The 23958-nt window shown below is 47.7% G+C and carries 24 protein-coding genes; 13 read left to right on the top strand and 11 right to left on the bottom strand.

All coding sequences use genetic code 11. The features are described 5' to 3' along the window. Positions 1-29 precede the first annotated feature (29 nt). The 4 genes from pfaD to EYR25_RS13670 all read left to right on the top strand — a co-directional run bounded on the left by pfaD (position 30) and on the right by EYR25_RS13670 (position 4565). Complete coding sequence (pfaD, locus tag EYR25_RS13655; RefSeq protein ID WP_133180759.1) at positions 30-1697, top strand: eicosapentaenoate synthase subunit PfaD; 1668 nt, start codon at positions 30-32, stop codon at positions 1695-1697. 626 nt (positions 1698-2323) lie between these two features. Beyond that, positions 2324-2500: a DUF1328 domain-containing protein gene (locus EYR25_RS13660; protein WP_011626732.1), complete on the top strand. Its 177-nt coding sequence runs from the start codon at positions 2324-2326 to the stop codon at positions 2498-2500. 22 nt (positions 2501-2522) lie between these two features. Continuing rightward, entirely contained in the window at positions 2523-2717 is a 195-nt protein-coding gene (locus EYR25_RS13665; RefSeq protein WP_023267356.1) for a hypothetical protein, read from the top strand. A 150-nt stretch (positions 2718-2867) separates the two neighbouring features. Further along, on the top strand, positions 2868-4565 hold the full coding sequence (locus tag EYR25_RS13670) for a diacylglycerol kinase family protein (protein ID WP_133180761.1): 1698 nt from the start codon (positions 2868-2870) through the stop codon (positions 4563-4565). 85 nt (positions 4566-4650) lie between these two features. Here EYR25_RS13670 and EYR25_RS13675 read toward each other — a convergent pair whose 3' ends face one another. Next, complete coding sequence (locus EYR25_RS13675; protein ID WP_133180763.1) at positions 4651-6063, bottom strand: sigma-54 interaction domain-containing protein; 1413 nt, start codon at positions 6061-6063, stop codon at positions 4651-4653. 253 nt (positions 6064-6316) lie between these two features. Between EYR25_RS13675 and EYR25_RS13680 the strand changes: the two genes are divergently transcribed. Further along, positions 6317-6781 carry a hypothetical protein gene (locus EYR25_RS13680; RefSeq protein ID WP_133180766.1) on the top strand — a complete coding sequence of 155 codons (465 nt, stop codon included), beginning with the start codon at positions 6317-6319 and terminating at the stop codon, positions 6779-6781. A 271-nt stretch (positions 6782-7052) separates the two neighbouring features. Further along, positions 7053-7601 carry a BON domain-containing protein gene (locus EYR25_RS13685; RefSeq protein WP_133180769.1) on the top strand — a complete coding sequence of 183 codons (549 nt, stop codon included), beginning with the start codon at positions 7053-7055 and terminating at the stop codon, positions 7599-7601. A gap of 133 nt (positions 7602-7734) precedes the next feature. Here EYR25_RS13685 and EYR25_RS13690 read toward each other — a convergent pair whose 3' ends face one another. Together EYR25_RS13690 and EYR25_RS13695 are read right to left on the bottom strand one after the other, a co-directional pair. After that, the gene (locus EYR25_RS13690) at positions 7735-8151 is read right to left on the bottom strand and encodes a DUF3224 domain-containing protein (RefSeq protein ID WP_133180771.1); all 417 of its coding nucleotides are present in this window, start codon (positions 8149-8151) and stop codon (positions 7735-7737) included. 124 nt (positions 8152-8275) lie between these two features. Next, positions 8276-9085 (bottom strand): hypothetical protein, encoded by an 810-nt coding sequence (locus tag EYR25_RS13695; RefSeq protein ID WP_165953499.1) that lies wholly within the window; start codon positions 9083-9085, stop codon positions 8276-8278. Positions 9086-9348: 263 nt separating this feature from the next. On the opposite strand from EYR25_RS13695, the gene EYR25_RS13700 reads away from it, so the two are divergent. Continuing rightward, a complete protein-coding gene (locus EYR25_RS13700) occupies positions 9349-9591 on the top strand; it encodes a hypothetical protein (RefSeq protein ID WP_023265783.1) in 243 nt (80 codons plus the stop codon). On the opposite strand, the gene EYR25_RS13705 is transcribed toward EYR25_RS13700, so the two are convergent. The 3 genes from EYR25_RS13705 to EYR25_RS13715 form a co-directional block, all read right to left on the bottom strand. Further along, entirely contained in the window at positions 9588-10106 is a 519-nt protein-coding gene (locus EYR25_RS13705) for a YgjV family protein (protein ID WP_133180776.1), read from the bottom strand. The genes EYR25_RS13700 and EYR25_RS13705 overlap by 4 nt on opposite strands. Positions 10107-10240: 134 nt before the next feature. Beyond that, entirely contained in the window at positions 10241-10849 is a 609-nt protein-coding gene (locus tag EYR25_RS13710) for a Crp/Fnr family transcriptional regulator (protein WP_133182874.1), read from the bottom strand. Positions 10850-10853: 4 nt separating this feature from the next. After that, positions 10854-11480 (bottom strand): fumarylacetoacetate hydrolase family protein, encoded by a 627-nt coding sequence (locus EYR25_RS13715; RefSeq protein WP_133180779.1) that lies wholly within the window; start codon positions 11478-11480, stop codon positions 10854-10856. A 208-nt stretch (positions 11481-11688) separates the two neighbouring features. Between EYR25_RS13715 and EYR25_RS13720 the strand changes: the two genes are divergently transcribed. Beyond that, a complete protein-coding gene (locus EYR25_RS13720) occupies positions 11689-13716 on the top strand; it encodes a methyl-accepting chemotaxis protein (RefSeq protein WP_133180781.1) in 2028 nt (675 codons plus the stop codon). 375 nt (positions 13717-14091) lie between these two features. Here the strand turns inward: EYR25_RS13720 and EYR25_RS13725 are convergent, their stop codons facing one another. From EYR25_RS13725 to EYR25_RS13740, 4 genes are all read right to left on the bottom strand, one after another. Continuing rightward, complete coding sequence (locus tag EYR25_RS13725; RefSeq protein WP_133180784.1) at positions 14092-15105, bottom strand: succinylglutamate desuccinylase/aspartoacylase family protein; 1014 nt, start codon at positions 15103-15105, stop codon at positions 14092-14094. Between the two features lie 70 nt (positions 15106-15175). Then, positions 15176-15712, bottom strand: coding sequence for a MarR family winged helix-turn-helix transcriptional regulator (locus tag EYR25_RS13730; RefSeq protein ID WP_133180786.1), 537 nt, complete (start codon positions 15710-15712; stop codon positions 15176-15178). A 178-nt stretch (positions 15713-15890) separates the two neighbouring features. Further along, positions 15891-16454, bottom strand: a complete 564-nt coding sequence (locus EYR25_RS13735) for a PhnA domain-containing protein (protein ID WP_023265774.1) — start codon at positions 16452-16454, stop codon at positions 15891-15893. Positions 16455-16588: 134 nt separating this feature from the next. Further along, positions 16589-18802 carry a TonB-dependent receptor domain-containing protein gene (locus EYR25_RS13740; protein ID WP_133180788.1) on the bottom strand — a complete coding sequence of 738 codons (2214 nt, stop codon included), beginning with the start codon at positions 18800-18802 and terminating at the stop codon, positions 16589-16591. Between the two features lie 230 nt (positions 18803-19032). Between EYR25_RS13740 and EYR25_RS13745 the strand changes: the two genes are divergently transcribed. Beyond that, complete coding sequence (locus EYR25_RS13745) at positions 19033-19740, top strand: DUF2461 domain-containing protein (protein WP_133180790.1); 708 nt, start codon at positions 19033-19035, stop codon at positions 19738-19740. Between the two features lie 85 nt (positions 19741-19825). On the opposite strand, the gene EYR25_RS13750 is transcribed toward EYR25_RS13745, so the two are convergent. Then, the gene (locus EYR25_RS13750) at positions 19826-20437 is read right to left on the bottom strand and encodes a TetR/AcrR family transcriptional regulator (RefSeq protein ID WP_133180793.1); all 612 of its coding nucleotides are present in this window, start codon (positions 20435-20437) and stop codon (positions 19826-19828) included. A gap of 155 nt (positions 20438-20592) precedes the next feature. Between EYR25_RS13750 and EYR25_RS13755 the strand changes: the two genes are divergently transcribed. The 4 genes from EYR25_RS13755 (at position 20593) to EYR25_RS13770 (ending at position 23949) form a co-directional block, all read left to right on the top strand. Continuing rightward, positions 20593-21219: a glutathione S-transferase gene (locus EYR25_RS13755; protein WP_133180795.1), complete on the top strand. Its 627-nt coding sequence runs from the start codon at positions 20593-20595 to the stop codon at positions 21217-21219. A 61-nt stretch (positions 21220-21280) separates the two neighbouring features. Next, entirely contained in the window at positions 21281-21949 is a 669-nt protein-coding gene (locus EYR25_RS13760; RefSeq protein ID WP_023265769.1) for a glutathione S-transferase family protein, read from the top strand. 179 nt (positions 21950-22128) lie between these two features. Then, complete coding sequence (locus EYR25_RS13765) at positions 22129-23502, top strand: RsmB/NOP family class I SAM-dependent RNA methyltransferase (protein ID WP_133180798.1); 1374 nt, start codon at positions 22129-22131, stop codon at positions 23500-23502. Positions 23503-23790: 288 nt separating this feature from the next. Then, entirely contained in the window at positions 23791-23949 is a 159-nt protein-coding gene (locus EYR25_RS13770) for a hypothetical protein (RefSeq protein ID WP_011626757.1), read from the top strand. Positions 23950-23958 lie beyond the last annotated feature (9 nt).

The following is a 23958-nucleotide window of genomic DNA, read 5'->3' on the forward strand; positions in this document are numbered from 1 at the left end:
CCCCAAACACCTAAAAGTGAACAGCCCAAATGACGAATACCACACTCGATAATAACTCTCTCGATAATAATAAGCTCAGTCCTTGGCCATGGCAGGTTGATGAAGCCGCCATCAGTTTCGATATCGATTCCCTTGGCAAAAAACTTAAAGACCTCAATCAAGCCTGTTACTTAGTCAATCATGCCGAAAAAGGCCTAGGCATTGCCCAAAGCGCCGAGGTGGTGGGTCTTGCGGATACTGCCGCCAGCAATGGCTTACACAAAAGCAATGGTTTGCATCCTGTCAGCGCCTTCGCCCCCGCCCTTGGCACCCAAAGCTTGGGTGACAGTAATTTTCGCCGCGTGCATGGGGTGAAATACGCCTACTACGCAGGCGCTATGGCTAACGGTATCGCCTCGGAAGAGTTAGTTATCGCTCTTGGTCAGGCGGGCATCTTGTGCTCCTTTGGCGCGGCGGGGTTAATTCCATCGCGCGTAGAAGCCGCGATTAAACGCATTCAAGCGGCATTGCCCAATGGCCCCTACGCCTTTAACTTGATCCATAGCCCGAGTGAGCCTGCGCTGGAGCGTGGCAGTGTCGAACTCTTCCTCAAGCATCAAGTGCGTACGGTTGAAGCCTCGGCATTCTTGGGCTTAACACCGCAAATCGTCTATTACCGCGCCGCGGGCCTGAGTCGCGATGCCAACGGCGAGATTGTGATTGGCAATAAAGTGATTGCTAAAATCAGCCGTACCGAGGTGGCCACCAAGTTTATGGAACCCGCCCCCGTTAAGATGCTGCAGCAATTAATGAACGAAGGGCTTATCAGCGAAGATCAAATGCTAATGGCGCAATCTGTGCCCATGGCCGATGACATTACCGCCGAAGCCGACTCAGGCGGCCACACCGACAATCGCCCTCTGGTCACGCTATTACCGACCATTTTGGCGCTCAAAGATACCATTCAAGCCAAGTACCAGTACAAAACACCGATCCGTGTGGGCGCAGGTGGGGGGATCGGCACGCCCGATGCGGCGCTGGCGACCTTCAATATGGGCGCGGCCTATATTGTCACTGGCTCAATCAACCAAGCCTGTGTTGAGGCGGGAGCCAGCGAACATACCCGTAAATTACTCGCCACCACCGAAATGGCCGATGTGACTATGGCGCCCGCCGCCGATATGTTCGAGATGGGCGTTAAGTTACAAGTGGTTAAGCGCGGCACCCTATTCCCAATGCGCGCCAATAAACTCTATGAGATTTACACCCGCTACGACTCGATTGAGGCGATCCCGGCAGAGGAACGACAGAAGCTGGAAGAGCAAGTGTTTCGCGCCTCATTAGATGAGATTTGGGCAGGCACTGTGGCGCACTTTAATGAGCGCGATCCTAAGCAAATTGAGCGCGCACTGGATAATCCAAAACGCAAAATGGCACTGATTTTCCGCTGGTATTTAGGTCTTTCGAGTCGCTGGTCAAACACGGGCGAAGTCGGCCGCGAAATGGATTATCAGATTTGGGCAGGCCCCGCCCTCGGCGCCTTTAATGCTTGGGCTAAAGGCAGTTATTTAGATGATTACCGCGAGCGCAATGCGGTCGATTTGGCTAAACATTTAATGCAGGGCGCCGCCTACCAAGCACGGATTAACCTGTTGTTATCCCAAGGGGTAAGTATTCCTGTCAGCTTGCAACGCTGGAAACCACTGCAACGCTGCTAATTCGCTTTGGTAAACCTTATTGAGCGGGTTAAGTGAAAACTTAACCCGCTTTTTTTGGGGTTAAAATTGGGGTTTCATTTTTGGTTCGATTACGAGTTCAGTATCAGCTCGGCATGGTTGCTATCAATCAATCGAATAAATAATGCCAAAAGCCGATTTGAGTTCTGTTTCCGCTCTGCATTGTCACTTCAGTGGCACGCCATAAAACCATCCCTGGGGGCTCAACGGAAAAATCCCTTTTTCCGATGGCCACTGCCGTGACAATGCTCGCCTGCAAACTATCAAATACATACGGCCTGATTTTAAAATGGATTACAGAAACGAACTTTGATGGACGAGATTTCCCCTCGATTCCCCTACTGCAACTCTTACCGAATCGCAGGTAAAAATTGCCTATCACGCTTATATCAACCAATACTCCCGTCAGTACAGCATTTAAAAATAATCTTAATATTCAATAAATTAAATTAAAACCTCAAAGTTGGCATTAAGCTCGCAATATCCCCTTTGTGAGTTTATTGCTGGATTGAATGATAACGGGATGTAAGACGTAACCTAGCTCGCTCGAGGTATATGTGCAAAGTGAAAGTAGACAGAAAAACCGAAATAAGACAAAGGAGGTGGCTATGTTAGGTTGGACCTTAATGTTTCTGGTTGTGGCCATTATCGCCGGACTGTTTGGATTTACGGGGATCGCTGGCGCCGCAGCGGGGATCGCAAAGATTATTTTCTTCCTATTTATTGTATTACTCGTGATTTCCCTGCTGGTCAATGCCCTTAAGGGCAAGGCACCACGCGCTTAAATTGGATAAAAGGAGAATCGATATGAAACCTATGACCATAATTACCACCGCATTTTTAGCCTTATTATTAACTTTTGGGCTGTCAGCCTGTAGCGACAACCACGCCGAGGATGCAGGCGAAAAAATCGATGAAGCCATCACTGATACTGGCAATGCGATTGAAGATGCCTGTGAAGAACTGAAAGAAGGCGTTAAAGCGAAAGATACCCGCTGCTAGGGCGAATGACTGAGAGTTGTGAGTCACGCAAACGAGCAAGGGGAATCACAGCTCGAGTGAGTACCACCGAGCCACTTTATCGCGACAGTCATTGGTTACGATAAAGTGGGTTTCCCTGAGGCTCGCCGTTTATCGATGGAGGAGATGCCAATGCTGAGTAAGATCCACATTAAGTATTTCTATCTGTTCGGAGCGCTATTATTTGGCTATTTTGCCGTAACGGGGCATTCTCCCATTCTCACCTTTATTTGGGCATGGTGCAGCCTTTCCCTCGCCCTTGTCGGCTCGGCCTATTGGTTTAATCTCGCCAGTATTTTTAGAAAACGTCAGGATGGTTCCATCCCTTGGTATATCCGTTGGGGCTTTATTCCGTTTTTATTAGGATGCCGACTCTATAATCTCTGGGCACGCCGCCGCGATAGCATGCCTTCAATGCAAGCCATTGATAAATATCTGTACTTGGGTAGCCGCTTAAGCGCTGCCGATTTACCTAAACTGAATCGTTATGGCATTAACGCTATTTTAGATGTCACCGCCGAATTCGACGGCCTCGATGTGTCCCTGTATGAGGATCATATCGACTATCTGAATATCCCTATTCTTGACCACAGTGTGCCGACTAGCGCCCAATTAAATCAGGCGATTAACTGGTTACATCGCCAAGTACGCGCCCAAAAGCGGATATTGATCCACTGTGCGCTCGGCCGTGGGCGCTCCGTAATGGTGCTGGCCGCTTATCTTGTATGCCGCCGCCCCGAACTCAGTTTTGCCGAGGTGCTGCAACAGATTAAAAGCATTCGTAAAACCGCAGGGTTAAATCGCTGGCAACTTAAAGCGTTGGAGCAGATGTACACTCAAGGGGAAATCAAACTGCATAAGCGAGCCTGGATTATCGCCAATCCCGTCTCTGGCGCAGGTAAATGGCAGAGCCATGGCGAACAAATTTGCACTGAACTGAAACGTTATTTTGAGGTGCAGTTAGCGCTCACCACACCAGAGATTAGCGCCCAAACCCAAGCAAAAAAAGCCCGGCTTCAGGGTGCCGATATCATCATCGCTTGCGGTGGCGATGGCACTGTTACTGAGGTCGCGGCGGAGATTATCGACACCGATATCACCTTAGGCATTATCCCCCTTGGCACCACCAATGCCCTATCACACGCCCTCTTTGGTTTAAGCAGTAAGCTCAATGCCGTCTCCCAAGCCCTTGATAATATTATCCAAGGCCAGACACAGACCATAGATACGGCGCGTTGCAATGAGCGGCTGGTGTTGCTGCTGGTCGGCATTGGGTTTGAGCAGCAAATGATTGAGTCGGCGAGCCGCGAGCGTAAAAATGCCCTCGGCCAACTCGCCTACCTCGATGGTTTGTGGCGCGCGGTGAACACCGACACCAACCTCGAGTTGCAGCTGACTTTAGATGACCAAGCCCCAATGACAGTGCAAACCCACAGCCTAGTGGTTGCCAATGCCGCGCCTTTTACCAGCTTACTCGCCCAAGGTAAGGGCGAACCCAATATGACCGACGGCTTGTTGGATATCACTTGGTTGGATTCAAATAATGAGCCGAATGAACAGCTTATCAGTCTGGCTGAACTGGCTTTTACCGGCTGGATTAAAGAGGCCGCCAATAGCGACTCTGCGCCCTCGGCCAACGCGGGTAAAGTGAAACATGCCCACGCTAAAAGGGTGAAGATCAGCAGTCAGCCCCCATGCAAGTATGTGATTGATGGCGAAATTTGTGAGCCAGAGGAACTCAATATCGATATCCTGCCCGCCTCTTTAAAAGTGTTTGTGCCCTATCAAGCGCAAAATGATGAACAACAGTCAGAGCCCAAAATAAGCTAACGCATTCAGAATCAACGCTGAACCAAACTCTGAATCAAAGCTGAATCAATGCATTAGCTTATTTTCAGGCATTTAATGTAGGTTACTACTTGGCGACGCTATTGCTAACGGAATCTTCGCTAACGGTATCTGCATCAGCGGTTTGAACGTCTGACTCCTGCTCATATTTACTGAGCTTGTTATAGAGGGTTTTAACGCTGATCCCAAGCTGCTCGGCGGTGTCGGTTTTATTGCCCTGACTCGTTTCAAGCGCTTGGTAAATGGCGATTTTTTCCAGCTCTTCAAGGCGCATACCTTGGGGGATCACTACATTTTCCTCCGCAGTGGCCTCTTTATCTAAACTGGGCGTCAGCTGTAAATGCTCAGGGGTAATCTCATGGTCCGCCAGAATATAAGCGCGCTCGATAGCATGCTTTAACTCGCGCACATTACCGGGCCAAGTGTGGGCCGCAATCGCCTCTAAACTTGATGGCGAGAACACTTTACTCTGTTTTTCCGCCGCATTGCGATAGGCCAGAAAATGCTTCGCAAGTCCGACTATATCTTCCCCGCGCTCCCGCAATGGCGGCACTTGAATGGGGAAATGCGCTAAGCGAAAGTACAAATCCTCCCGCAGCTGCCCTTGCTCAATCGCCACTAAAGGATCGCGGTTTGTCGCCGCCACAATACGCACATTCGCCTTGAGCACCTTAGGGCTGCCGACAGGGCGATATTCATTATTTTCGAGCACTCTTAATAGCTTAACTTGATGCTCAAGGGGCATCTCGGTGACTTCATCGAGGAATAAGGTGCCGCCTTCCGCCTGCTCAAATACCCCTTGGTGATCACGATTCGCGCCGGTGAAGGAGCCTTTTACATGGCCGAAGAGTTCACTATCGACCAATTCTGGGCTCAAGGCGCCGCAGTTAATCGCAATATAGGGCTTATTCACCCGCGGACTGGCTAAGTGAATGGTATTAGCGACCAGTTCTTTACCCGCGCCACTCTCACCGATAATCAGCACATTACTCTCGGCGGCCGACACGCGGCGGATAGTGCGATACAAGCGGTGCATAGGTAATGAGGAGCCCACCAGCAGACCATATTGGTCTAATTCGCTGGCAAAGGGGCGAATACGCGTCGAGGTATTGGCAACCAGATGCTGGGCAAAATCCGCTAAGGTTTCGCACAGCAACGACATATCGATGGGCTTACGGAAATGGTAGCCCGCATATTTGGACAAGAGTTTATCGAGGTGAGGATTCGGCAGGCCGTCGGAGAGGAAAATAAACTCCACATCCGCAATGGCGCTCGACTCGAGTAAGGCTAAGTAATCTTCACGACTTAGACGGGGCAGCTCAATGATCGCCACATCGATACGATTGGCCTCCAGCTGACTAATCCAAGATAAATCATCGGTACTGCGTAGCTTGTTGTAGGTCTGCGCGCCTTCGAGCTGCACTAATGCCTGCTCGGTTTCGAAGTCCTGTAGATGATAGAAAAGCGTTGGTCGGATCATCTTGTGCCACTCCCTGTGAATGAAGCACCACTGTATGCCAGCCGTGAAATTTTAACAATCTCAACGGTAAGAGTTGCCGATAATAAGCAGCCCACTAGCGACAATGGATAAATATGATCAGTTAAATCAAGTCATTAACTTATCATTAAAAAGTGAACGAAATATGCATAGCAGCTGAATGAAGCTGATATTTCCATAAAAACTTGGGCAATCCGTGTCGGCGGAGCAGCCCAAACTACCACAGGAGGTCGTTATGACGTCTAATGTTGCGCAACATCAGACCGAGTTGAGCGCCGATATTAAGCTGGTTAATGAGTTAATCGAGCTGACCCAAACCGGCGTGGATTTTTATACTCGGGCCAATACCACTGTCGATGACTACAGCCTAAAACGCATTTTTATCGCCCAAATCAAGACGTATCAAGGGATGCTGGCGCGATTTAGGCAACTGCTCGCCCAATCATTACAACAAATGGGCCCGAACTCGGTGCCGCCGTCGCAGACTCGGCCCTATGCCGATGTCGATGCTTTACTTCTCAAACAACAACTCGCCGATGCCCTCGTCGTGCTCTGTGAGCTTGAGCGTCAGCGCCTTAGCCACCTCAAACAGTTAATTAAAAAGGCCAACCACCCGAGGTTAATCAGCCAATTGGCCGAAGATATTGCCTGGCTACAAATCCATTTGGATACCTTACACCTGCGTAGCCAAGCCCTGTAAGGCAGCCATGCCAGCCAATAACGCGGCCAACTGAGCCGCGTTTTTGTTGCCTGCGATCTATTTGAGCTTAACGCCTATCCCACTTAAGCCCAATCGCTTAATCACCCTCGGTAATATTTACATTTTGTCGGTAAAAAGCGCCGATTTGACGATTAAGCCAAACACCTAAAACAAGTGCAAACAACACTTAACCCATTTAAAATCAGTAAGATAAAAACATTGGCACGATTCACGCTTTAGTATCTTCGAGATAACAACGGAGGATATCATTATGAAAAACACGACAACTTTAGCTTTAACCACCTTACTTGTCGGTTCTATCAGTTTAAATGTGGCCGCCGCACAGGATTGGAAAGACGATGCCAAAGATGCTTGGATCGATGGCAAGGCCGAAACGACTTTGTTGCTCAATACTAACCTCAACTCCTTTGACATTATGACCGACGTGAAAAACGGCCATGTCACCTTAACTGGTCAAGTAGAGAGCAGTGTCGATAAGGCGCTCGCCGCTGAGCTCATCAAAAGCTTAGATGGGGTAAAAGGGGTCGATAACAAATTAACCGTGATGAATGAAGACGAAGGCACCAGTGAGGTGGTGAAGACCCTAACCGACTCTAAGGTTGCAACAGTCGTGAAAACCCGTCTGTTGTTCTCGACCGACGTATCGGGCACCCAAATTAATGTCGACGTTGCCGATGGCGTAGTGACCTTGCAGGGTGAAGTGGCTAGCGATGCAGAGCGTCAATTAGCCCTGACCATTGCCAAAAATACCGATGATGTGAAAAAGGTCGTCGATAAAATCAAAGTCAAAACCTCATAATGGTCCTGACATGCAGCCCTTGCTAATTCAGCGCTTGCCAATTCAACGCTTGATATTAGTCACTCGGGCAAAAACCACAAAACCAGCTTCGGCTGGTTTTGTTTTATCGGCGCGATGTCATGTTAATCATGCCTTAGGCTTCGGCTTCCTGTTCGATGCAGAAGGTAAACTCATAAAAATGTTGTCCATTTTCGATGCTTATCGCCATAGTGCCATATAGCCCTGTGAGTTCACCCGCACCTGAATGGGGGACAACCTCAAGGTGTAATCGGTTTTGACCATCAGTCATAATGCCAAAATGTTGCAGCACAAAACTGCCCTGTCTGCCGCACAGTTTTCCCACGACTTGCTCAATCGCCACGTAACCCGCAGAGCCTTTTACCGCTGTCATAGCACTGAGCATTTCGCCTTGGCTGCGAGCTTCTAGCTCACCATAAAAGGTTTTATCTAAGGTCATTCTGCCCAAGTTCACGCCGCCCACACCTGTGGCATAGGCATTCTCGGGATTGAGCTTAACATCAAATTTGCCCGTGACTTTGGTCATTTCCATGACACGCTCCTTGTTTTAATTTTATGTTTTATGCCAAAACCTTAGCTTTCCCAGCCGCTAGGTGAAATAAATACCTCAGCCGTAGCTGAGGTAAAATTAACTTAGCATAAGCCCAGATATAAACCTAATTCAGTGCTTTGATTTCCGACTCACTCACACCGACTTCAAGGGTTTTAGCCACATTCGGCTCCTCTGCCATAGGTTGACCAGCCGCCCTATCGCGATAGGTGATAGCAACTTTAAATGGGGCTTCAAAGGGATACACGGGTTCAATACTATCGACTTCGATGCGATCGCCAATAAACACACTACCTAAGTGCTGTAATCGATTTTGGCCATAATCTAAGCTGAATAAACCGAGGTACACAAATACCCCCGAACCTTGATTTTTGACAATAAAAGGCGCCACAAAGGGCATGGTTTGCTGTTTAGGATCATCCTGCAATGGCACATCGCTTTGGGTATCGGGCTCTAATGCGGGGTCAAAATTAAGCGGTGTGATCCGCATATAATCTAGCAATACCCTGCCCTTTTCATCACCTTGTTGATAATCCCCCAGCGCAAATTCCGTTTGCTTGATTTTAATAAAGTGCGTCAACACCACGGGCAGTTGGCTATCGGGCAGCTTAACTTCAAAGGGATTGGCCGTATTTAAGCTAAAGAGTTTCAGCATCACCTCGGAGGCGTTCGCCACCGGTTTGACCTCACTTGGCACCACTGATTCGATGGCATCTTCATTGGAAGATAATGCCGCCTCTTTGGCTTTTGCCTTAGCATCGGCCTGCGCCATGGCCTCATCGTATTGCAGCACTTGGCCATCTTCCATGACCATGTAGATATCATCATTGGTCATATCAAAACGATAAATGCCAACGGCAAGAATACTGAGCACAAGGACAGTCGCCGCTATCGTTAATTTAACAAACATACTCATTCTTTCCCCCAATATCCTAGTCGCGGCATGTTTCACTCTTATGATAAAAACCGCCTTGCTCATAGCATCAAAAAATTGCTCTTCCTACAAGGTCAAAGCCGCTTATTTTTGCTTTTAGTCAGCACAAGTTCAGCAAGTTAACCCATGCTGATATATATATGATTTAGACTTTTCATTCCCGTTCCCAATCGGGCTATAATTCTGTCCGCAAAATGCATCAATCCCATAAAAATATTGCCGAGCTTTTAAGGATTTTATCGCCAATGACCAATGCATCGACCAGCCCTTTTGCTGTGTTAAACCAAACCACTGCAAACTCGTTTAATGAACAGAAAAACTTGATAAAACGGGTGTTTAAAGGTAAGCCTGTGCAATGTCCAAGCTGTAATCAAACCCTCAAAGTCATCTTGCCGGAGACAGCTAAAGCCGAACAGGCAGCAGGTATTTTCTGCCCCAAAGGCTGTACCGATATCGAGCTAGACATGGAGGCCGTAGCAGGTATCTAAGCCTTCCTTTTGGACGAGTGCAATTGTCCACGAAAATAATGGCGGTAATATCCCACGAGATTACTGCCAATAAACAACAGCTCCATCAATACCGCCATGGGCGAACCCACTAAGATATTGTGGCACAACCAAAAACTGGTGCCGACTATCATCAATAAGCGCAGATTTTTATCCGCCTGACAAAAGGCGGCGCGGGTTTGAAACAGCGTTCCAATACAACTTATCACGCTCACAAGCCCGCTATAAGTTAAGCCGCTCATCAGCACTGCCGCTCCACTAAAAAACCACATGACTTTTTTTGACGTTGTAAAAATGCTGGTGAGGTAACGCACTGTGGCAATCCCCATTAGCCCTGCGGCCGTCCATTGTGCCAATAAACAAAAATGGATGGAGATTAGGATGCCCGAGACGAATAAACAGGCGACGATGCGCTCACGCGTCTTAAATTGAAACGACATCAAATCGAAAACGATGGCAATCGCCACCAATAGTTGTGACAGGGTAAAAGCACTCAAGATAGGCTCCTTTAGGGTTCAATATCGACTTATAAAATAAGCCGATATATTCAGCTGTGACTCAAACTTAGCGCCGATGAGCATGAAGGGGATGACCTAAAAGTGCATTAACTTAAGTTAACTGGCAGAAGATTTTACCGTGAATCTTGCAAACGTCTGCGGATCCGCGACAGGCTAATGGCGGTAATACCAATATAATTGGCCAGTTGGGCATGGGTTAAACGCTCAACCCAGAGGGGAAAGTATTCGAGTAAATGTAAGTAACGTTGCTCTGGTGTATTGAGCAGCAAAAAGGCTTCTTTTTGTTCTTTATACAATAATTGCTGTTTGAGTAGCGAAAGTTGTACTCGCTGCATCGTTAGCTCGTTTAATACGGCAAGTGGCATTTGCACTAGCCGACAAGCAGTGACGGTTTCTAACTGATAGGGCGCAACCTCCTGCTTTAACCAACTGCTGTATAAGAAACACAGTTCACCTTCGAAGTAAAACTCCTTGCAGCGCTCACTGCCCTCTTGGGTATAGTGGCAAGCGCGCACTATGCCTTCCACCACAAAATAGGCAAAGGTTTGGTGCTCGCCTTGGGGTAACAAGCACTCGCCAGGCTGATATGAAAGCGCCCTTGCGTGGGTGAGTAGCGGCGCTAAACGTTCAGGCTCGGCCCCTAAGGCGAGCAAATATTGCCAAAGGGGTTGGATTGCCAGCTCAGTTGCCGCCTGATGCGCCGATGCAGAGTGCGCCGTCATTGCATCACCGACTTTGCCATTCACATTCGACCAAGGGCGCTTGGTGTGGCGCATCCTTAAGGCCTAAGGCCACCTTAAATACCCGATTCGGTGGAATGATGCCGACGCCTTTTGGGGTGCCAGTCATCACAATGTCGCCGTCTTCTAAAGTGGTAAAGCGTTGTAATTCTTCTAGAATCGTCTGCGGATTATAGATCATTAACTCAGTATGGCCCGCTTGTATTAACACTCCGTCTATCGTTAAGCTGAACTCAAATGCCGTGCAAGCATCATCGATAGCAACAAAAGGGCTAAAAAGCGCCGCGCCATCGAAGGCTTTAGCCTTTTCCCAGGGGAGTCCCTTGGCTTTCAGTTTGCTTTGCAGCTCTCGCTTCGTGAGATCCAGCCCTACCCCAACGTGGCTAAAACGCCCCTGCTGATAGATAAAACATAGCTCAGTTTCATAGTGCAGTGTCTCACCTAAATGCTCAGCATGCAGCACTGTGCTAATTGCCGAGTTAGGCTTAAAAAACACCACCATATCTTCGGGAATGTCATTACCCAGCTCGTGAATATGGTCGACATAATTACGCCCGATACAGAGAATTTTACTGGGGGAGATCGCCTGGTTTTCTAACATCACGGTTTTCATCAAAACTCCTTTCATGATTCAGCTGCGCAATATAATTATCCGCATCGAGTAGGTTAAGACTTTACACTCGCAACTCTCTGCTACACTTATGTTTATACCCCAATAAAAACAAGCAACTAATACTTGTGGTACGGCGTATTCTTCCATTGTCCACTCGATGTTACCGCCTGATTTGGCAGACATCATAGACGAAAAGGTCGATGACTCAATGTTAACACTCAGTATCAAGCAAAAAATGCTCTTAAGCTTCAGCGCAATTGGTATCCTGTTATTAGCAGGCAATAGTTTCTTCTACCATTCGCTCCATCAAGTTCAAATTAGTTATAGCAATATCGAAACGCTCGCCATACCCGTTCAGAAACAAAGCAATAACTTACAACTCGTGCTCGTTAAAATGTCGCGCCTTGCAACTTTAGCCCATAGCCAAAATGACACCGCCGAGCTAACGCAAAGCCAAAAAGGATTCAATGCGCTAGAGCATAAATATCAAAGCATTGAAAACGAGCTGAAACAGATGGTTAGCGACCAACCTCAGATGCAAACCTCGCTGAAAGAAGCTCAAAAACGCTACCAAGCCTACCAACAACAAAGCCAAGATATGTTTAGTGCTAAGCTTGCGAATGAACAAGCAAAGCAACATTATCAAACACTTTTTAATCAGTTTATTGAGGCAAAAACGCAAGCAAGTAATGCAATGATCGATTTGGAGACTATCTCATTGCCCGATAATCCGGCACTTTTAGAGGAAATAATCGGAACAGGGACCCGCATTGACGATATGCTTTACACATTAACCAACACAATGTCAGAGTTAACGCATGCTCAGGATACTGATACGATAAACTCGCATAAACAGGATATTGCCTTATTGCTAGGAAATTTAAGTACAAACTTTACCTTTTTAAAACAACAAGCTTCGGGGATCGACACCCTAGGGTTACTGGAAATTTTTGAGCAACAAGCCACTCTATTCAATCGGTTACTTTCAACTCCAGGCGAGCTATATCAGGCACAACAGCAAGTGGTAGCTAACCACACTCAAGCTGAGCAGCATTTTAAAAATGCGGAACAAGAATTCAATGCCAATACCCTAGCGTTAGATAAATTATTGGCCCTAGCAGACAGACGCTTTAGTCTGTTACAAAACATAGCAAATGATGATATTCAACGAGGTCAAACACTGGCTATTGTGCTAGCAGCCATGTTTGTGTTTATGGTCAGTTCTATTTCCTTCTTTACCCTAAGGGCCATGTTAGTACCACTCACTCTGGCAAATAGTGCGCTGGCAAATATCGCAAGGGGTGACTTATCGAAGAGAATACCTAAACGCCATAATGATGAATTTGGTACGCTTATTGATAACATGAATATGCTTTGTGATGACTTGGCTAAGCTGTTAACCCATATCAGTAATGACGCCCATTCGCTAGATAACTCAGCTACACAAACTCACCAACAGGGCCAAGGCATTGCAAACGCAGCCTCGACACAAATTGAGCGGATAAACGGTACCAAAAACCTCACAGAGCAAATGTTTACCAGTTCGACTCTTGTAGCGGAACAAGCTAGTGGCTCGGCAAAACAGATAGTCCAAGCATCTCAACACAGCAATGAAGCACAAAATATTGCCGCCAATAATCAGGCTAAAATAGCAGAATTAAGTACAGGTTTGAGTGAATCAGTCGCCATCATGTCGCGACTCAGTTCCCACAGCCACAATATTGGCAGTATTCTCACAACCATCAACAGCATCGCAGAACAAACCAATCTGCTGGCGCTCAATGCCGCCATTGAAGCCGCAAGGGCGGGGGAACATGGTAGGGGCTTTGCTGTTGTTGCCGATGAAGTGAGGTCACTAGCATCACGAACCCAAGCATCGACCGCTGAGATCCAACAGATGATCTTAGCTTTACAGCAAGAAACCTCGACGGCTGCAACAGCCATTAGCTCAGGCCAAAAACAGGCCAATGATTGTGTAGAGCAAAGCAAAACGTTACATGAGGCCATCGCCCAAATTGAAGCTACGCTTAGTGCAATTAATGAGATAAGTTTACAAATTACCCAAGCTGCCCACGAACAGTTAGATTACAGCAGACATATTGAATCCAGCATGGCGGAAGTCGCATCGGCTGCGGATCAAAATGCTCAGGAAGCAATGGATATGGCGAAGCGCAGTAATGAAGTGACTCAGTTAGCACATTCACTCACTCGCTCAATTGAACGATTTACGCTGTGATAGCAAGCCTTGAAATAGGCAAAGCAACACCGCCGTTAATAATTTGGCTTTAAGTTTGGGCGTGTTGACGTTTCAAGATGAGATGTTGTTCGTTCTGGCAAGCACGTGCTCGCGAAACGAGGAATGATGTGTCGTTATTCTACTCAAATGACGAGCGGCTCTTATGACAGAAAGTAACAGCAAGAGCTTGCTAGACGAACCCTTCGGGCAGTATTTGGTTGGTGTTTCTGCGGCGTTATCCCCCAGTATCTAGAATGTAATATCTAGAATATCCAAAACACTGCCTTTGCTTTGTAAAAGACAGGTTACCCGCCCGCAGAAACCTCAACCAGCATCAATAATGACCATAATACATAGCTTTAAACTCACTGAAATTTAAGCATATTCCATTAAAAACTCATCAAGTTGTTCGTTAGCTATTTCAATTTCATCGCCTTCGAACTGCGCAATATGGAACATTCCCTCACCTTCGTTGGTCACGGGTATATTGCTGATCCCTATGATAATGCCATCGGTTGGCGCGCGAATGGCTACGCTATCACCGCCATGCGGACTCACAATATGGGCGATAATGTATCCCTTGTTAACCCGCTGCCCGAGTTTAAGCTTCATATTCACCAAACCATCGGACTCACTGCGAACCCAATAACTGCGTATTGCACTCACGCTGGCGACCTTGTTACTGACTCGCCCCTTGAGCATACCAAGGCTGCGCATCACATTGAGTACGCCCTTGAGCCCCGACTTAATCGCAAGCTCACTAAAGCGCAGTGCCTCACCCGCCTCATACAAAATACAGGGAATACCCTGCTGATTCGCATAGCCACGCATCGACACGCTGCGCGCCTTGGAGTGCATGATAAGTGGCGCGCCGAAGGCATTGGCCATGGCTAACATGGTTGCATCGCCAGTATCGCAGCGGATCTGCGGCAAGTTGTCTCTATGGATAGCGCCTGTATGTAAATCAATCACATGGGTCGCATGCACCAATAATTGGGTAGCAAAAAGATTGGCTAAACGGCTCGCCAGCGCACCTTTGCTCGAGCCGGGGAAACAACGATTGAGATCGCGCCTATCGGGTAGATAACGGGATTGTTGAATAAAACCAAACACATTGACTATGGGCACAACAATCAGAGTGCCAGTTAGATTCTTCGGATTGACGCGTCCCAGTAACCGACGACAGATCTCAATACCATTGAGCTCATCACCATGGATGGCGGCGCAGACTAACAGTGTCGGGCCGGGTTTGAGGCCGTGGAACACTTCCACATGAATATCGAGTTGGGTATCGGTATAGAGCTTAGCGGCGGGGAGTTTTATCCCCATTTGCGTGCCCGCAACGACTCGCTTGCCTTCAATTTCAAACGCTTCGCGTTTTTTTACCATAGTCACTCCCTGATGCTATCCCTAAAAGCGCCATACGGCACTTTGTCTCTCGCCCCAAAAACTGAGCCGATTACCGTTCAAAGTGAGCAAGCCAAGTCTTTAATATCTGCTGCAATATTTCACGCTCAGCACTAGAAACACCAGCCAATAACGCGCTCTGACATTGAATATGTTTGGGCAACGCATCGTCAATCAGAGCCTTACCTTCAGGAGTTAATGACACATGCACGGCGCGACGATCTTCCTTGCTGTGCTCACGGGCAATCAGCCCTTTATTTTCAAGCCGGTCTAAGCGACTGGTCATGGCTCCTGAGCTTAACATCATGCTCTGATACAGCTGCGAAGGTGATAGCATATAAGGCTCGCCCGAACGTCTGAGTGTCGCGAGCACATCAAACTCCCCCTGACCTAAACCAAATTCGCCGTGGCACAGGGCTATGGCGTTTTCCATATATTTGGTTATGCGCGCGATGCGGCCTAACACCGCCATCGGGACCAAATCCTCTGTCACCCCTTGAGCCTGCCACTGCCCAAGGATTTTATCCAATCCGTCTTCAACTGGAGTAGACATTTGCTTTGTATCGAGTGGTGGTGAGTCATTTGCCATAGCATTATCTCTATATAAAGATTCTTCACATGCTTCGCATTTTATCGCCTAATTTAACGATTTGTATATGCAGATACTTTTAGTGGGCGGATAAGATTCAATTTCGCATAAAAAAACCGCCCAATTTGTAAAAATTGGGCGGTTCAGGTATCAAGCTAACAGCTTCAACTCAAGTCGATTAAGACTTTTTCACAAAGCAAGTCAGGATCACGATGCGAGTGCCATTCACACGGCCCTCGATATGCTCAGGATTGTTGGTCAACGAGATATTGCGAACCGCTGTGCCGCGTTTTGCCACAAAACTGGTGCCTTTGACGTTGAGATCTTTAATGATAACTACGGTATCGCCGGCGTTTAGTACCGCACCGTTGCTGTCTAAGGTCGGAGGCGTATCATCGCTCGCTGCAGCGGCCTCGGCATCGCCCCAAGCGCGCAAATCCTCTTCCAGATACAGCATATCCAGTAAATCCTGCGCCCAGCTTTCGCTGCTTAGGCGTTTCAGCATGCGATATGACATCACTTGAACCGCCGGTACTTGGCTCCACATGCTGTCGTTTAGACAACGCCAGTGGTTCATGTCCATGGTATCCGGCGCTGCGATTTGGCTGCTGCAATTTTCACAAATCATGATCTCGTTTTCATGACCATCGGAAGCCGGTAAGTCATAAATAGAGAGTTCGACGTCACTTCCGCAGAGTTCACATTTGCCGCCACAGCGAGTTAGCAATTCATTTTCAGTCATTTTTTCTGTCTACATGCGTAATAAAACGCGGATTATGCCATAAATTGGCTTTTCACGGCAGGGGGGAAGGCAAGATAACCCTATTTTTTATATGAGTTATCTGTTTCCCCATCCTTTAGAACGACATTTAATCCTTAAAATTCATAAGCTAAACTGAGCCTAATATCACGCCCCGGCGCGGGAATTCCATCCGATAGAAACGGCGTCACTTGCTGGTTAGTCAGGTTTTTTGCCATTAAACGCACGCTGAGTCCTTTTAGAGTCTCTTGGGGCTGGTAGGCTAAATATATATTTTGTAAGAAGTAATTCTCACTTGGGGACTCAGCGTTAAAAATATCACCCTGAGGCACATTATCCTGCGCATCGTACCAAGTGCCCTGCCAAGCGACTGAGATGTCATCCGTAATGTACATGCCCACACGCAAGCGAATATCCAGCGGCGCAATGTTGGCAAGGTATTCGTCCTCGCCTTGGCTGTCTCTGAGCGATCCCCTGTGCTCACCCTGTAACCAAGAAACGGCTAAGTCACTGAAGAAATCCTGATAACGATATTGAGACTCGAGATCGGCGCCGTAGATATCATAGCCGTCAAGATTGGTGTAACCACTTTGAATCGCTTGATTTGGGTCGGACTTTGCCCCGCGGCGCTGGGCAATATCGTCACGCCCCAAGTTGGCAAAGAGGGTCACTTGGGTTGAAAGCGTATCTTGGGCGGCAAAAAGACTGGTTTGCTGCGTCATCAAGCCCAGTTTAAAGGCGTGCAGACGCTCCACATCGATATCTCGGCTCGTGCCAGTAATGCTCGCCTTGGCGTATTGCACCGCATAGATTTCATCGACCACTGGCGCTTGTAAGCTGTAGGCGTAATCGAAATTCACTCGAGTATTCGATGTTAACTGGTAGTCGATTCCCAATCGCGGTGAAAAGCCCGAATGGTGGGTCGAACTGTAATCGTGCCCAGCCTCGATATCGTTGTAATCGGGGGCAATGTTGGGGCGACCAATGCTGTAGATATAGTCATAGCGTAGTGAAGGAGTAATGGTCAGCTCATCCGTCACGCTAATCGCATCGCGCAGATACACTGCATAGGTATCCTGGCGCCCTTCGGGCTGATAATAAGGGGTGTACCAACCGTAGTTTTTCTCGGGATTTTTCTCATAACTTTTGTTAAGCACCATTGAATCCCTATCGAGACTGCGGAACTGCAACCCGGTTGTGAGCTCATGATCCCCAATAATGCTTAAGTTGTTGATGTCAATGTAGTCACGCTTGTAATCCAACCAAGATTCATGGCCGAAATTGCCGACGGAGACAGTCATCTTTTCCCACGCGATTGGCGGCCTGATCCAGTGACGTGCATTGGCAGAATGGGAAACCACAATTTGGGTATCAATTAAAGGATTACTCGGTGAATAGCGATAATTCGCCGACCAAGTATTGTCTTCATAGGTGTTGTAGGCCGTGGTGGCATAGAGCGCCTGTTCATAGGAGCCATATTTACGGATGTTATAGTCAGAAATTGCGGGCATAGGCCCACGACGATTGGCCCAAGGCTTACGGCCTTCGTCGAGATAATGGGTCAAGCTCAACATGAGTTGATGGTCGCCCTGCTCGTAATCGAGTTTGCCGAGGTAATTATTTTGCTCATAACCTGAGTATTCAAATTCATCACCGTTGGCGAGCGTCACATCCCCCGCATCACGACGAGTGACATGCAATAAACCTGAAAGTTGTTTATTAGCTCGTCCATAAACCGTTCCCGTGTAGCTTTGGGCGTCGTTATTACTGGCATAACTGGCTTTGACTCGGGCACCAAGGTTTTGATTGTAATTTAGAAAATCATCGGCAGATTTAGTCACAACATACATGGAGCCACCAAAGCCGCCGTTACCCGAGCGGACATCGTGGGCCCCTTTAATCACTTCGACTCGCTTGATTAAATCGGGATCTAAAAAGAATGACCCATAACGATACTGCTCAAATCCCACGGGGGCGTTATCGACATAAATATTAAAATCTTCGGTTTCGCCAAATCCCCACAGGTTGATACGCTCGCCACCACTGCGAGTCCCACCATCGATATGGGCACCAGCCATATCATCGATGACCTCAGCAAATGTGGTCGCTTGCATCTCTTCAATTTGATCCATCGAGATGATCGCCTCGCCCGGCTTAGTCATAGTGGTCGCTCGGCGGTATTGCTGGCCATGTACTTGTAGTATCTCAATCGGCTCGACCTTAGGTGCTCCCAATACTTCTTTGGCATTGAGTGGCAACGCAGGCAATATAGTTAAACCCGCACAGCCAATCATTGTTTTCGCTATCCTGCTCTTAGGTTGATATCCCATCTCCCCATCCCCTGTTACATAGTGTAAAAAATAGGGCGGCATTATAGGCATCAAAGCAAAAGATGAGAATAATTCTCACCTAGCTTTACATGTAAATCACAACCTGTTGGTAACTGCCGGGAAATGCTCGAAGAATTTGCAATATCTACGCGCATTTGTTCAACTCGCACTAGCCTGTTTTGATTAACGGTCGGAATCCCAGTCTCAAGCACCTCAAAGGTTTTATGGACATGACTAAATTAACCGCAGAATCCCAAACCGAGTTGGCATTTACGGCCGCCAGCTTAGATTTTCTCAAACGGCTGGCGCTCAATAACTCCCGAGACTGGTTTAAAGCCCATCAGGAAGAATATGAGAATAAGGTCAGAACCCCGGCACTGCATTTTATCGAGCAAATTCAGCCTGATATTGTTGCTATTTCCCCAAGATTAACGGCAGTTGCCAAAAAAGTCGGTGGCAGCTTAATGCGCCCGCAGCGCGATAGCCGTTTTAGCAACGACAAAACGCCCTACAAGACCAATGTGGGGATCCAGTTTAGGCATTTTCAGGGTAAAGATGTTCATGCACCAGGGCTGTATTTACACATTGCCGAGGATGGATGTTTTATTGCCGCCGGTATTTGGCATCCCGAATCCAAGGTGCTGAATGCCATTCGGACTTGTATCGATGAAAACCCCAACGGCTATCAAAAGGCGCTGCAGACCTTAACCAGTCAAGGATTTGTGATGGATGGTGATAGTTTGACGCGCCCGCCTAAGGGATTCGATAAACATCACCCCATGCTGGACGAACTCAAACGTAAGGACTTTATCGCGCTAAAACCAATCCCCTTTGAGCGACTCTGCCAAGCCGATGCCGCTCGCTACTGCGCCGAACAATTCGCCCACTGTAGCCAATTGATGGCCTACTTGTGCTTCGCCCTCGAATTGGACTTTTAGTTTTTGCATAAGTGTTTGCGTAAGTTTTACAGTTGACGAGGCCAAGCATTCACTTGGTCTCATACTTATCGATTTTGCTTAAGCCCTATTTCCCATCAATCGGTTTAAGTGGCGCCAACGCCAAACTCTTAAGGTATTCGCTTAATACCTCAAATGCATTATCCAGCAGGGCATATTCCTTCGCCTTGCCTAGCACTCTAATCCCTTGTAATTGAAGCACTAAAAAAGCCGAGAGTGACTCAGGCTGAACCGATTGAGATAACTCGCCCTGTAGTTGACTGTAGCGTAAAACATCGGTGAAATTACTCTGCAACTGGACAAATAAACGCTGGCACTCCTGCTGCACGCAGTCATCATCGAGGCATTTTTCCATCACCGCATTCTGCATAAAGCAGCCGTACTCTTGCTCACGCTGCAAGGCCACAAATCGCGCTAAATAGGTCAAGATTTCACTCAGGCCAGCCTGTGCGTGCAGTATTTGCTCCTTCGCCCCAAAGGAATAATGGTCGAGATAAAAGCGCAGGGATTCGCGATACAAACTCTGTTTATCGCCAAAACTGTTATACAAGCTGAAGCGATTAATCCCTAAGTGTTCGACCAGATCGGCAATCGAGGTCTCGGCAAATCCCTTTCGCCAAAACAGCTCCATCGCCTGAATAAGCTTTTCCTGTCTATCAAAATTACAACTGCGTGCCATGGTCCAAACCTAGATTGATGCCTGCATTAAACGGAATATCACGGGGTAAAAACATTCTTGACTGACCGTTTAGATATGGCGTAAATTCTATCCTAACCGATCGTTCCGTTAAAGCCCTATTTGGCCAAACTTACAGATTCAGAGAAGGAAAGAGCATGAAGCTTTATGAATTAGCCCCTACGCCAAGCGCAAGACGCGTGAGTATTTTCCTCGCCGAAAAAGGCATCGACATTCCGCGTGTGAGTGTGGACATTCGCGGCGGCGAAAACCTCAGCCCTGAATTTAAAGCCAAAAGCTTAAACGGCCGTATTCCTCTGCTCGAACTCGACGATGGAAGCTATCTATGTGAATCCGTGGCTATTTGCCGCTACTTAGAAGAAATCCATCCGAGTGAAATATCACTCTTTGGCAACAGTCCACTAGAGCGTGCCAGAGTCGAAATGTGGCAGCGCATTATCGAGCTACAAGGGTTGATGGTCGGCTTTCAAGCCTTTAGAAATCTGACGGGTATTTACAAAGACAGGGAAAATTGCGTCGAAGCCTGGGGCGCAGAATCACGCCAACGGGTCATTGACTTCCTGCCGACCTTAGACCAACAATTAGCCAAATCAAGCTATGTGGCGAGCGATAACTTTACGATTGCCGATATTTCTGCATACGTTTTTATTAGCTTTATTAAAAACTTAGATATTCTAGTGGATGACACCTTGCCCCACATTCAGGCATGGTTTGCGACAGTGGCCCAGCGCCCAGCGATAGTGTCGCTTACCCCCAAAAACTGACAGCGATGCCCTATTGGGCAGCCAAGTTAAGCATTAACCAGTTAAGACTTAAGGGATAACTATGATTGATTTATATACCGCCGCGACCCCGAACGGTTTTAAAATTTCCATCGCGCTCGAAGAAATGGGTCTCGACTATCGAGTGCATAAGTTAGATTTCAATACTAACGAACAGAAGCAGCCTGAGTTTCTCGCCATTAACCCTAATGGCCGTATTCCAGCCATTATCGACCGAGATAACGAGGACTTTGTGGTGTTCGAGTCCGGCGCAATTCTTCTGTATCTGGCGGAAAAAACCGGTAAGTTCTTACCAGACGATCCTAAAAAGCGCTCACAGGTCATTCAATGGCTCATGTTCCAAATGAGCGGTGTCGGCCCGATGATGGGTCAAGCTAACGTGTTTTACCGTTACTTCCCTGAAAAAATCCCCGCGGCCATTGAACGTTATCAAAAAGAAGGTCGACGTTTGTTTGAGGTAATGAATATCCAGTTAGCCAAGCATCAGTATCTGGCTGGCGATGAATACACCATTGCCGATATCGCGACTTGGCCTTGGGTGCGCATCCATGAATGGAGCGGCATCAACATGGAAGGACTCACTCACCTACAACGTTGGTTAGACGAACTAGCCCTGCGTCCCGCCTGCCAAAAAGGCATAGTGACACCTCCGCCCTCAGTATTGAGTGATGAAGAACGTGCTAAGCAAATCCAGAAAATGGTGACTAAGTAGGTCATCCTTTCCTCACCCGCGCATTCGTTTTCCCATCAAGCCCCAACTCAGCATTGGGGCTTTTTTACTGCTAGCGATACGTAAAACTGCTACACTCTGCGCCACTTATTGATTTGCTTGGCCATATTCATCCCAACGGCTGGATGTCACTCGGCCGAGCCCCTTTTCAGGCTAACTTTATGGGCAATCCAAACGGCTTATCATCAGCAATCATGGCATCAACAGTGAATATCGAACCGCAAACCCTCGCGCAAAAACGCGGATTAAGTTATGCCAATACCATTAAGTTATTGTTCGATGAGATTTTAAATACCAAGCAACCCGCCGACCGAGTGCTCGCGAACTACTTTAGGGAACATAAAAAGCACGGCTCTAAGGATCGCAAAGTGATCCGCGAATCCTTATTTAGCCTGTTCCGTTGGTGGGGCTGGTTTAAAGCCACGGGCGATCATCAACAGGCGCCCCAATTTTTTGCCATGCTCAGTGCGAGCGCCTTAATCGAAGCCCATCCATGGCAGGACATCGCCCAAGCCTGGCATGAACTCGCACAATCGACTGTTGATTATCAACAACTTCAATCCCTTAGCGCTAACAGCTTAACGGATAAGTTGGCACTGGTACGGCAGCAATTTCCCGAAGTGTCCTTCGAACTCACAGATTTATTACCCGAATGGTTTTGGCAGGTCTGCCCGATTGCCCCAGAGTTGCGTCCAAATCTCATCGAAGCCATGTCTAGCCGCCCACCGATTTGGGGACGCGCGCAGGGAATAGATAGCCAATCGGCAGTCAAACAACTGCAAGTGCTAAAGATAGATGCGAGCCTCAGCCCCTATTTTGCAGATGCCATTAACCTTGGCACTAAGAGCATGAATTTCAATGAAATATCAGTCTATAAAGAGGGCAAAATTGAGATCCAGGATCTAGCCTCGCAAGTGATAGGTCAAATTTGTGCACCAGAGCCCTGGCAGCACTGGTGGGATGCCTGCAGTGGCGCAGGCGGAAAAACCTTGCAATTGCGATCACTGATGCAAACGGCCGCGACTAAGCAAAACCCATTAGTAGGCTCAATTGTCTCATCAGATATTCGCGCCCACGCCTTAGAAGAACTCAGCAAACGTGCCCAGCGGGCAAGATTTGATGGCATCAGCATTGCGCGCTGGCGTAGTGATGCACTGCCGGTCGATGCCAACCATTTTGATGGGGTTTTAGTCGACGCGCCCTGTAGCTGCACGGGCACCTGGCGCCGTAATCCCGATATGCGCTGGCTCGACAGCCTCGATGCCGTCACTGACAAGGCCGCACTCCAGCTGGATATTTTAAGCCGCAGCAGTAAGGCGGTAAAACAGGGCGGAAGCTTAGTCTATGCCACTTGCTCATTGTCGCCTGTAGAAAATGAGCAAGTGGTTTGCGCCTTTTTACAACAACATCCCGAGTTCAGCCTAGTGCCGATCCGCCACCCCTTTACCGGCGAACAAACAGAAATGTTGACCGTGTGGCCCTTCGAAGCCAACACCGATGGAATGTTTGTGGCGCGTATGCAACGCAAGCAGTAGCACTAACTCCTTATTTTTTATCAGAACTTGGCACTCATATTCTGAGTGCCATTCTTTTTTCCTCCACCCAATATGAATGCGCTTTTTCACTTATTCATTTAATAATCATCAAGATAAACCCTACGGCGCGGGGTAAAATCGCCAACGCAATTCCACAGAGACGTATCACCCCTTCTTGGACAAAACTTTTCACCATCAGTGATTAAATATTTCGCTTTAGCTTAATCTCGCCTTTGGGTAAAAAGATCGGGTGCTGAGAATGGCACAGGTATTTTTGGAATTTTGACCATGTCACACTCCTATGAATTTGACGACGATGATGCGCCATGGGGCGATAACGTCAAAGGTAAGCAAAAAAACAAACGCGTAAAACAACGTCGCAGGGATACTAAGCGCCGTTATTCAGATGATGCAGAGGTGGATTTCTATCAGCATAAATCGAAGTAACTGAACTAC

It is taken from the genome of Shewanella decolorationis (genome assembly GCF_004354305.1).
Classification (GTDB): Bacteria; Pseudomonadota; Gammaproteobacteria; order Enterobacterales; family Shewanellaceae; genus Shewanella; species Shewanella decolorationis.

Bases quoted from the DNA above. Each gene is read 5' to 3' on its own strand.
- pfaD (WP_133180759.1), top strand. From the start codon at position 30: ATGACGAATACCACACTCGATAATAACTCTCTCGATAATAATAAGCTC.
- EYR25_RS13660 (WP_011626732.1), top strand. From the start codon at position 2,324: ATGTTAGGTTGGACCTTAATGTTTCTGGTTGTGGCCATTATCGCCGGA.
- EYR25_RS13665 (WP_023267356.1), top strand. From the start codon at position 2,523: ATGAAACCTATGACCATAATTACCACCGCATTTTTAGCCTTATTATTA.
- EYR25_RS13670 (WP_133180761.1), top strand. From the start codon at position 2,868: ATGCTGAGTAAGATCCACATTAAGTATTTCTATCTGTTCGGAGCGCTA.
- EYR25_RS13675 (WP_133180763.1), bottom strand. From the start codon at position 6,063: ATGATCCGACCAACGCTTTTCTATCATCTACAGGACTTCGAAACCGAG.
- EYR25_RS13680 (WP_133180766.1), top strand. From the start codon at position 6,317: ATGACGTCTAATGTTGCGCAACATCAGACCGAGTTGAGCGCCGATATT.
- EYR25_RS13685 (WP_133180769.1), top strand. From the start codon at position 7,053: ATGAAAAACACGACAACTTTAGCTTTAACCACCTTACTTGTCGGTTCT.
- EYR25_RS13690 (WP_133180771.1), bottom strand. From the start codon at position 8,151: ATGGAAATGACCAAAGTCACGGGCAAATTTGATGTTAAGCTCAATCCC.
- EYR25_RS13695 (WP_165953499.1), bottom strand. From the start codon at position 9,085: ATGAGTATGTTTGTTAAATTAACGATAGCGGCGACTGTCCTTGTGCTC.
- EYR25_RS13700 (WP_023265783.1), top strand. From the start codon at position 9,349: ATGACCAATGCATCGACCAGCCCTTTTGCTGTGTTAAACCAAACCACT.
- EYR25_RS13710 (WP_133182874.1), bottom strand. From the start codon at position 10,849: ATGACGGCGCACTCTGCATCGGCGCATCAGGCGGCAACTGAGCTGGCA.
- EYR25_RS13715 (WP_133180779.1), bottom strand. From the start codon at position 11,480: ATGAAAACCGTGATGTTAGAAAACCAGGCGATCTCCCCCAGTAAAATT.
- EYR25_RS13720 (WP_133180781.1), top strand. From the start codon at position 11,689: ATGTTAACACTCAGTATCAAGCAAAAAATGCTCTTAAGCTTCAGCGCA.
- EYR25_RS13725 (WP_133180784.1), bottom strand. From the start codon at position 15,105: ATGGTAAAAAAACGCGAAGCGTTTGAAATTGAAGGCAAGCGAGTCGTT.
- EYR25_RS13730 (WP_133180786.1), bottom strand. From the start codon at position 15,712: ATGGCAAATGACTCACCACCACTCGATACAAAGCAAATGTCTACTCCA.
- EYR25_RS13735 (WP_023265774.1), bottom strand. From the start codon at position 16,454: ATGACTGAAAATGAATTGCTAACTCGCTGTGGCGGCAAATGTGAACTC.
- EYR25_RS13740 (WP_133180788.1), bottom strand. From the start codon at position 18,802: ATGGGATATCAACCTAAGAGCAGGATAGCGAAAACAATGATTGGCTGT.
- EYR25_RS13745 (WP_133180790.1), top strand. From the start codon at position 19,033: ATGACTAAATTAACCGCAGAATCCCAAACCGAGTTGGCATTTACGGCC.
- EYR25_RS13750 (WP_133180793.1), bottom strand. From the start codon at position 20,437: ATGGCACGCAGTTGTAATTTTGATAGACAGGAAAAGCTTATTCAGGCG.
- EYR25_RS13755 (WP_133180795.1), top strand. From the start codon at position 20,593: ATGAAGCTTTATGAATTAGCCCCTACGCCAAGCGCAAGACGCGTGAGT.
- EYR25_RS13760 (WP_023265769.1), top strand. From the start codon at position 21,281: ATGATTGATTTATATACCGCCGCGACCCCGAACGGTTTTAAAATTTCC.
- EYR25_RS13765 (WP_133180798.1), top strand. From the start codon at position 22,129: ATGGGCAATCCAAACGGCTTATCATCAGCAATCATGGCATCAACAGTG.
- EYR25_RS13770 (WP_011626757.1), top strand. From the start codon at position 23,791: ATGTCACACTCCTATGAATTTGACGACGATGATGCGCCATGGGGCGAT.